The following is a 7,582-nucleotide window of genomic DNA, read 5'->3' on the forward strand; positions in this document are numbered from 1 at the left end:
AGTATTTAATACCAGTCGATTAACTGCTTGATGAGTGACGATAACACCCTTGGGTATTCCTGTAGAACCAGAAGTATAAATAACGTAGGCTAAATTATCCGCAGAAACTGTGCTGTTCAGATTCTCCAGACTTGCCTGATTAATTTGTTGCCAATCTTTGTCTAAACAGATAACAATAGTCTGATGATTTGGCAAGGAATTCTGTAAAGATTCGCAGGTTAATATTATTTTAACCTGGGTATCTTGGAGCATAAAGCTAATGCGTTCTTGGGGATAATCTGGGTCAATCGGAACATAAGCACCACCCGCTTTTAAGATTCCTAATAACCCCACCATCATGTCTAAAGAACGTTCTAGACAAATCCCCACTAATTCCTCTGGTTTTACTCCTAATTTTTGCAGGTAATGGGCTAATTGATTAGCACGACAATTTAACTCATTGTAGGTTAATTTTTGCTGGGAACAGACCACCGCTACCGCGTCGGGTGTGCGTTTTACCTGTTCTTCAAATAATTGATGAATACATTTATCAGAGGGATAATCTGTGTGAGTTTCGTTCCACAATGATAACAATTGATAACGTTCTTCATCACTTAACATCGATAACTCAAAAATTCCCATATTGGGATTAGCTGCAATCGCAGTTAAGAGATTCTGAAAATGTTGACCCATTTGGTTAATGGTGGGGGCAGCAAACAAATCCGTACTATAACACCAAACCGCTTCTAAACGATCAGACACTTCCCAAAAATTTACCTCTAAATCAAATCGCGCTTTAAGCTCAACAGATAAAGGCAAACTCTCCATCTTTAAGCCAGATAAACTGGCCTCAGATTGGGGAGTATTTTGCAGAGAAAACATCACCTGTACCAAAGGATTACGGCTTAAATCTCGGTCTAATTGTAATCTTTCTACTAACATTTCAAAAGGCAAATCTTGATGAGCATAAGCTGATAAAGTTGTTTGCTTTACTCGTTCTAATAACTCCAGAAAACTCGGATTTCCCGACATATCACACCTTAAAGCCAAAGTATTGGCAAAAAAGCCCATTAATTTCTCAATTGCCGAACTATTACGATTAGCGATGGGAGAACCCACCAAAACATCTAATTGACCACTATAACGAGAAATTAGGACAAAAAAGGCCGCCAGTAAAGTCATAAATAGTGTTGCTCCTGACTCCTGACTTAACCGTTTGAGGCGTTGTGTTAAGTCTTGATTCAGGCGAAAAACCTGCCCATCACCCCGGAAACTAGGAATTGGAGGACGGGGATAATCCGTCGGCAATTCTAAAATAGTAGGTGCATCTTGTAACTGTTTTTGCCAGTAATTAAGTTGACGTTCCAAGACTTCACCGGTGAGCCATTGACGTTGCCATACGGCAAAATCGGCGTATTGAATCGATAATTTAGCGAGAGGGGAAGGCAACCCCCGGACAAAGGCTGCATAAAGTTGAGATAATTCACCAAAGAAGATGCTCAAAGACCAACCATCGTAAATAATATGGTGCATCTTCAACAGCAATATATACTCTTGAGAACCCAGTTTAAGTAACTTAAATTGGACTAATGATTCCTTGGCTAGATTAAAGGGTTTTAAGGAGAGAGCAATCGCTATTTCTTGCAGATGTTCTGTTTGTTCATTCTTTGATAAACCTTGTAAATCTTCCAGGGGTAAACTTACGGGGGAAGGGGGAGCAATGCGCTGAATTGGTTGCCCTTCAATCATGGGAAAAGTGGTTCTTAAAATTTCATGACGGCGAATTAGTTCGCTGAGACTTTGTTCTAAAGCCAACAGATTGAGGTTTCCTTCTAACCGTAAAGCGTCCAACAGATTATAGGAATGACTATCGGGGGAAAGTTGGTGTAAAAACCAGAGTCGCTGTTGAGCAAAAGAGAGGGGTAAATCCTGATCCCGTGATACAGGAATAATCTCTAACTCAACAGTATTAGTTGGGATTTTTGCCGCTCTTAAAAAGTCCAAAATTTCAGGTTTTTTGGCGGCGATTTCTTCTTTAATTTCTGGGGTCATAACCCCTTTGGGAGCCTGAAAACGAAGTTTTTCGCCTTCCAGCCATAGTTTAATCTCTAAACCCTTCAAATACGCTAAAAAATCTCCTACTTTCATTTACCAATTGCCTCCAAAGTTGTTGTTAAATTAGCTCTAAATCACGAAGTTTGCCCTGAGGATGAAAAAGTCCATCAGATTGCCATTGACTAGGATCAATATTTGTCCTTTGCCGTTTTAACTGTCTTGCTAAACTATTGAAATCAGCTAAAACTTTAACTGTTTTTATAATTCACCATCCTCATAATCTTCCAAGCTTTCAGTCATAGCTGTTTCTACCGGTGCAACGGTAAGAACTTCGATGATTTGGGCTAAATTAGCGATAGTTGGGTATTCTAACAAATTTTGTAAAGACAATTCCACCGAGAAAAGATCGCGGGAACGGGAAATAACCTGAGTTGCTAACAAAGAATGTCCTCCCAATTCAAAGAAATTATCCTTAATCCCAATACGTTCGACTCCCAAAACTTCACTCCAAATTTGAGACATTTGAGTTTCAATCGGGGTACGAGGTGCGAGAAATCCCGTAGCTAAATTGCGTGTAGCTGTATCGGGTGTAGGCAAAGCCAGCCGATCTACTTTACCATTAGGAGTTAAAGGTAGGGTATTAAGCAAAACAAAAGCCTGGGGAACCATATAACTAGGTAGCTTTTGTTGGACAAATTCCCGCACCTGTGGTATCAGCTTCTGGACTAATTTACCATATAGGGGATTATTCGTATAATCAGTCCAGGATTTGGGAATAATCCTCTCATCATCCCAAAAATTGGGGTATGGTTGTTCATCAACTTTACTTATTATCGGTTCTAAGATGGCATTCTGGCGACAGAAAACCACATCGAAAGAACCATCTTGACTACCTTCCCACCAACTGAGATGAACAGTGTAACCTAACTGTTCTCCCAGTTGCCACATTTGCTCAGGATTAATCCCTATCCCGCTATTTTTTGCTAACAATTGCCGCAATTCTCCCACCGTTGTTACCCCGGGAGGATTTTCTAAACAGTCTAAAATTTGTAGCGCCTTTTGTAATCGTTGATTGGGTACATCTCTGATACCTAAATATTCTGGTTGTTCCAGTTTTAGTTTATCTTGCAGTTGCGCTAAAGAAAACCGATCCCGCTGCCAATTTAGCCAAGGAATTGTCGTTTTTTCCCCATCAGTATCCAGATGTAAAGTAACATCATAGCGGAATTGGGTTAACTCATTGTCAGCCTGACCCCGTTTCGGGGCAATTTCTACCCAAGAAATTCGCGGAAAGCGTTGTTTAAGCGCAATAAAGAACTGAGGTGCAATTAACAATTCTTCTTCGGTAGCTACACTTTGATTCACCTGTTTTTGCCATTCTTCAAGGGTTTTATTAGCTTCAGTGCGAGCTAACTGTACCGCGGCATGGTAAGGCTCTAGTAAGGACAAACTACGGATATCACCTAGGAAAATCTTACCCTGATCCGCAGTCGTCTTGACTGCTCCTGCGATAACTTGTAATAGATAATCCACACTAGGGAAATACTGAACCACAGAGTTAATTACTACTCGATCAAAAGTAGCTTGGGGAATGCCAGTAAAATCATCGGCTGTTCGGTGTAATAATCTTACTTTGCCCTCTAAACCCTCAATTGTGCTATATAAATGTTCTAGGTTATTAATAGTAGCAGCGGAATAATCGGCTCCCCAATATTCCTGACAATGTTTCGCCACACGGAATAGCAATAATCCACTTCCGCAACCAATTTCTAACACTCGTTGTGGTGGTTGATTTCCTAAAATTCGGCTCACCGTCTGATCAACCCATTCCTGCATTTCTGCTGGGGGAATAGCTTGACCCGTATAACTACTATTCCAACCACTAATATTAAAAGTGGGGTCTTCAATTTGAGGTTGGGGTTTACTGTAGGATTCTTCGTAAATTTTTTGCCAATCACTAACATATTCACTCTGCCATTGAGCAAGCTGTTCAGGCAATACTTGATCCTTGAGAGCCGGAACTAAGTAGGCTACTAAATTAGTATTAAGCTGGTCTTGATCATGATCACTTGCCTGATCAGCGCGAGCCATCACAACCGCTTCTTGTACTAGGGGATGTTGGCTCAAAACTGCTTCAATTTCCCCTAATTCAAGGCGGAAACCCCTTACTTTAACCTGATTGTCAATTCGTCCCAGATATTCAATTCTTCCATCAGGTAAATAACGAGCTAAATCTCCTGTTTTATACAAACGTTTGCCTTTTAACTGTTCCTTATTTTCTAAATAGATAAATTTCTCTGCTGTCAATTCTGGGCGATTCAAATAACCTCTGGCTACCCCTGCTCCTCCGATGTGTAATTCCCCGGGTACACCGATAGGAACCGGTTGTAAATGCGAGTCTAAAATATAAACCTGCACATGAGGAATTGGCCGACCAATAGTTATTTTTGCATCAACAGGCGTACATTTAGCTACCGTTGCACAAACACTTCCTTCGGTGGGTCCATAACCATTAAAGAAATTTCGTCCCTGGGACCATTTTTTCACCAATTCAGGAGAACAAGCTTCCCCGGCGACAATAATAGTTTGCAGAGAGGAAAGATTTTCCCAAGACAGAACCGCTAAAGCTGATGGCGGTAGAGTAATATGAGTAATCTTATTCTCCCGTAATTGCTTGATTAAGGGTAAACCGGGCATTAAATTGTCTTTACTTGCTAAATAAAGTGTCGCTCCTGCTCCCAAAGCCATCAAAACTTCCCAAATACAGGCATCAAAACTAAAAGAAGCAAATTGAAGCACTCGACTCTGAGAAGACACAGCAAAAGTCTGAATTTGCGCCAGAGCTAAGTTACATAACCCTTGATGTTCAACCATCACCCCTTTAGGTTTACCCGTAGAACCAGAAGTATAAATCACATTAGCTAAATTAGAAGCTGTTACCTTCCCCGTCAAATTATCCCAGTTCATTGGTTTAATTTCTTGCCAAATTTCAGCTAAAAATACAGCTTTAGCTTGATGATTTGGGAGTTTATCAATCAGTGAACTTTGGGTTAGTAATAAAGGTACTTGACTATCCTCTAACATAAATTGTAGGCGTTCTTGAGGATATTCTGGGTCAAGGGGTAGATAGGCAGCACCGGCTTTAAGGATGCCTATTAATGCCACAATCATGTCTAAAGAGCGCTCTACACATAAACCGACTATTACCTCGGTTTCTACACCTAAAGAGCGTAAATAGTGAGCTAGTTGATTGGCCCGACTATTTAATTCTGCATAGGTCAACTGTTGATTTTCAAAGACTACTGCTACTGCATCAGGGGTACGCGCTGCTTGTTCCTCAATTAATTGATGAATACACTTGTTATAGGAGTAATCAGATTTTGTCTCATTCCACTCCTCTAATAGTTGATACTCTTCCTCTGGGTTTAATAAGGGTAGTGAAGCTAATGATTGACGGGGATTTTCCACAATTGCCGCTAACAAAGTCGTAAAATGATTCATCATACGGACAATAGTTTCAGCATCAAATAAATCCCTGTTATAAGAGCAAAAACCGCCTAATCCTTCGGGTGCATCCCAGAGGTAAACTTCTAAGTCAACCCTAACTGAATCAAGTCCTGATGGTATCTCCTCAATGTTTACTCCGGGTAAATCCCAGGGAGAACTAGGAGCATTCTGAAGGGCAAAAACTATCTGTGTTAAAGGATTACGATCTAAATGACGCTCAATTTGTAATTTTTCGACTAACATCTCGAAGGGTAAATCTTGATGGTCGTAAGCGTTTTGAGTAGTTTGTCTGACTTGCGCGAGAAAATCTTCAAAGGTCGGGTCTTGAGATAAATTAAATCTTAACACTAAAGTATTGACAAAAAAGCCAATTAACCCTTCAATTTCGGTGCGGTTACGGTTAGCAATTGGTGAACCAATTACCACATCTGTTTGTTGACTATAACGAGATAGTAACACAGCAAAACCCGCTAGTAATGTCATAAAAAGAGTGCTACCGGACTCTTGACTAAGTTTTTTCAATTTTTGTGTTAGTTGACTATCTAGTTGCAGTCGCTCCGTCCCACCGCGAAAACTTTGGATTGCTGGCCGGGGACGGTCTGTGGGAAGTTGGTGTAGTAGGGGAACCCCGGTTAATTGTTGCTTCCAGTAGCTTAATTGACGGTCTAATACTTCATTAGTTAACCATTGACGCTGCCACACGGCAAAGTCAGCATACTGTATTGATAAATCAGGTAAATCTGCTTTTGTACCGGTGCAGAAACTTCGATAATAGACTGATAATTCGTCAACTAAAACACCTAATGACCAACCATCCGCCGCAATATGGTGAATGGCTAATAATAGGACATATTCCTCTGTCTTGACTTGCCATAATTTGACTCGCAATACTGACCCTGATTCGAGATCAAAGGGTTCGCAGGCTGCTGCTAATAACAGGTTTTTTACCTGTTGCTCAGAATGACTCAGGTTTTGCAGATTGACAACTGGTAAGGTGAAGGTTACATTAGGATCGATCGCTTGTATTGGTTGGTTATCTTTGAGTTTAAATTGAGTCCGTAGGGGTTCATGGCGTTGAATAATTGCCTGGAAAGCTTTTTCTAAGGCTTTAACATTGAGATTTCCGCGCAAACGCATCGTTAAATCAATAGTATAAGCCCCACTTTCTCCTTCTAATTGATTCACAAACCAGAGACGTTCCTGGGCCCAGGATAGGGGAATGTCCTCCTCTCGATTAACGGGGACAATTGATGGTAGCTTTGACCCTAAACCTGTTTGCAGTTCTTTTAAAATTACCCCACTTAACTGAGCAATGGTTGGGGATTCAAACAGATAACGCAAGGGAACAACAATCTCAAAGGTTTCCTGTAATCGAGAAATAACTTGAGTTGCCAACAGAGAATGTCCACCTAATTCAAAGAAATTATCCTCATTACTGACTCGTTTTAATTTCAGTACCTCAGCCCAAATCTGCGCCATTTTTTCTTCAATGGGGTTACGGGGAGCTATATATTCACCTTGGCTCTGTAAATCGGGAACAGGTAAAGCACGGCGGTCTATTTTGCCATTGGGAGTTAAGGGGAAAGCATCAAGAAGAATAAACGCAGTAGGAACCATATAATCAGGTAATTTTGCTCGCAAAAATTGCCGTATTTCGTTAATTGTCAGGTTGATTTCGGGTTGCGGTACAACGTAAGCAACTAAGCGTTTATCCCCGGGATTATCTTCACGAACAATCACACAAGAAGACTGTACCGCCTGATTTTGACTAAGTACAGCCTCAATTTCTCCCAATTCAATACGGAAGCCGCGAATTTTTACTTGATTGTCAATGCGTCCTAAATATTCGATTTTACCATCGGGTAAATAACGGGCTAAGTCTCCCGTTTTATATAATTTTGACGGCTCATTGCCCCCCTTATTAAGGGGGGTTGGGGGGATCACTTCATCCTTCTCAAAAGGATTAGGAATAAATTTTTCTTGGGTTAATTCGGGACGATTGAGATAACCTTTGGCTAATCCCATACCACCAATATGTAAT

2 protein-coding genes are annotated in these 7,582 nt (G+C 40.8%); both read right to left on the reverse strand.

Annotated features, from left to right (window positions below; translation table 11 throughout):
* A partial coding sequence (locus tag N0824_RS13140; RefSeq protein ID WP_146184281.1) for a condensation domain-containing protein occupies positions 1-2,127 on the reverse strand: 2,127 nt, incomplete at its 3' end.
* Between the two features lie 165 nt (positions 2,128-2,292).
* A partial coding sequence (locus N0824_RS13145) for a non-ribosomal peptide synthetase (protein ID WP_146184282.1) occupies positions 2,293-7,582 on the reverse strand: 5,290 nt, incomplete at its 5' end.

This window comes from Microcystis sp. 0824 (genome assembly GCF_003112475.1).
GTDB lineage: Bacteria > Cyanobacteriota > Cyanobacteriia > Cyanobacteriales > Microcystaceae > Microcystis > Microcystis aeruginosa_C.